Annotated in this window: 3 protein-coding genes and 1 pseudogene; all 4 read right to left on the minus strand. The window is 57.9% G+C overall.

All coding sequences use genetic code 11. The features are described from left to right. Positions 1-624, minus strand: a pseudogene (locus FOY56_RS23750) (hypothetical protein); the annotation flags it as partial. A gap of 104 nt (positions 625-728) precedes the next feature. Beyond that, positions 729-1142 (minus strand): helix-turn-helix domain-containing protein, encoded by a 414-nt coding sequence (locus FOY56_RS23275; RefSeq protein ID WP_146348530.1) that lies wholly within the window; start codon positions 1140-1142, stop codon positions 729-731. Positions 1143-1149: 7 nt separating this feature from the next. Further along, complete coding sequence (locus FOY56_RS23280; RefSeq protein WP_146348531.1) at positions 1150-1365, minus strand: helix-turn-helix domain-containing protein; 216 nt, start codon at positions 1363-1365, stop codon at positions 1150-1152. 81 nt (positions 1366-1446) lie between these two features. Further along, on the minus strand, positions 1447-2265 hold the full coding sequence (locus FOY56_RS23285) for a hypothetical protein (protein ID WP_146348532.1): 819 nt from the start codon (positions 2263-2265) through the stop codon (positions 1447-1449). Positions 2266-2293: the final 28 nt, after the last annotated feature.

Consider the following 2293-nt stretch of genomic DNA (forward strand, 5'->3'; position numbering starts at 1 on the left):
CCTTGAGCAAAGAAGGTGTCGATGCTCTTGCCAAACTTGGTAGCCACCTCGCGCGGGTTCTGGGTCACGGATTTCTCTTCCAGATTGATGTGTTTGAGGCGCAGCGAAATTAACGCGCCCACGCGGATACCGGTCAAACAAAGCAGCGCAAAGACCGCCTTGTCCCGTTTCTCGCGTAGGGGTGGTCACAGGCATCATCGCCAGCGCGCGTTTGGCCTGTTTCATGCTAGGCGCAGGTCTGGTTGGGGCGGCGCGCGCCTCTGCTTCATCCCGGCGCGACAGGTTGAAGTAATCCGCGTCCGCCGCCCTGATCCGGCTTCGAAAACCGTCTTGCTGAGAAAGCCACAGCGTGAACTCGCGCAGGGTCGCCAGAATGGCGCGGATGGTGGACTTGCCCAATGGCTTGCCGCTCGCGCTCTTGGCTTGCTCCAGATGAGTGCGGAAGCCCATGGCCCATTCGATGTGGTACTTGCCGAAATCCTTGCGACCATTCCAGACATCGAAGCGTTCCAACGTAGCGAGTTCCCGATCGAGGGACTTGTCGGAGAGTTGCCGCGCGTATTTGCGATACTCCAGAAATCGCCGCTTGAGGCGCTCGTTTTTCTCATTCGGTCGCTTGGTCATTCTGGCCTCCTTTCAGGCGCTCATTGCTGGGTTAAATCGGTGCCGACCGGGCAGGTCGGAAAGCGGAAAAACAAGGGGGGCACTGTCCACCTCCTTAGTGTTCGCTATAGCCGCGTAATTTTGACATCTAGAGTCCGGGCAATCTCAGGGATGCGAGCCACGGCCACCGGCTTTGAAACAACCGTTTCACAGACCTCACAGAGTGCTGTCAGCGTCGCGCGGTTTGCCTTCACTTCACAGTCAGCCAGGCCTTCCGCTGCCCGTCGTTCCTTTCGGCAGCGAAAGCAGTAGAACGTGTCGATGCGGGTCTTCACTTTGCGACTGTCACGCGCGGATTTAATGAAGTCGCGTAAGTCGTCGCCCCGGATCAGGGAGGGGCGGGTGCCGTCCATGACACGTAGTCCACCCGCCGCCCAATTGCGGATCGTGCGGGGAGAGACGCCGGATACCTCCGCCGCCTCTTCGATAGTATAGCAGCGGAACGCCTTAATTCCGCTCAGGCGCGCTTGCTTTGGCATCTCCGCTTCACTCGCCCGCCGTGGCTTCTTTGAGCTTCAGCCAGTCGCGGAGGGCGTCGAGCGTAATGAGGCGACGCGTCCCGATCTTGACGCTCTTCAACTCGCCTGACGACAGCGCTGCATAGAGCGTGGTCCGCCCGATACTGCACAGACGGGCGGCCTCATTTGGTGATACGGCGAGTACTTGCGGAACGTAGTTCAGCTTGTCAATCGTGTCCGTCATGGCCCATACTCCTTTGCTTGGGTACGAGCGAACGATCACTGACGCGGGGTGGACAGAAACAGACGAGAGGTTTCTGTCCAGTTATTGTCCAGTACGAAGTTTGGTCACGTACTCTTTGACACTTGAAAGCGACGGTGCTGACTTGTCTGGGTTGCGCTGCAAATAGAGGTTCAATACGGCCTCCGCTTCTTTATTGCGTCCTTTGACCGCCTGACCGTTATTGATCCGCTCTTCAATAAGACGACTGATCACCGGTCCGTATGCACTTGGTCGTCCTCCGGGATTCCTGCGCGGAACGCCCGCCAATGTGCCGGGGTCCGAAACACCGCGTAGAAGGCCGGTCTCCACATCCATCTCGACCAGATCGTCGAGGCGCACCGCCACCAATTCAGCCATTGGTAAAGTGCCCCGAGACGTGACCACCAGCCGCCACTCGGACCTGACCTCACGTCCCAAGGCATTTTGGAGGTCACGCGCCTCATCTTCACTCTGCAATGTTGGATGAAAATAGAGCATAACAGGCTCGGATGCTGTCTCTACCGAACCAATCCGCCAAGTTTGACCATGAAGAGCCGAGATTTTGCGCTGCCGACAATCAAAGGCGTCGGCCAACCGATCGATCACCTGCGGAAAATCGGGCAGGACAGCTTGTAGGTAGGTACGGTCCAGGGGGACAAAGCCAATGTCCGGGCAGTAGTGGCCATAACTACCATCCTCGGTTACCACCGGCGCGGAGTGCGGTTCGTCGCAATTGTTGCATACCACTGATGCCATGACTCCTGCTTCGCGGAGATACCCATGGCGCAGCAGCGTTTCAAAGCCGCGGTCATCACGGTAGAATGCAGCGGAAGCCTTGCCGCCCTGAGCGATTATTTCGCAAAGCAGCGAAAGCGCTTTCACTCGATGACCTCGAATAGATCGGCACTAG

The sequence above is a fragment of the Falsiphaeobacter marinintestinus genome (assembly GCF_007923355.1).
GTDB lineage: Bacteria > Pseudomonadota > Alphaproteobacteria > Rhodobacterales > Rhodobacteraceae > Phaeobacter_A > Phaeobacter_A marinintestinus.

Bases quoted from the DNA above. Each gene is read 5' to 3' on its own strand.
- FOY56_RS23275 (WP_146348530.1), bottom strand. From the start codon at position 1,142: ATGCCAAAGCAAGCGCGCCTGAGCGGAATTAAGGCGTTCCGCTGCTAT.
- FOY56_RS23280 (WP_146348531.1), bottom strand. From the start codon at position 1,365: ATGACGGACACGATTGACAAGCTGAACTACGTTCCGCAAGTACTCGCC.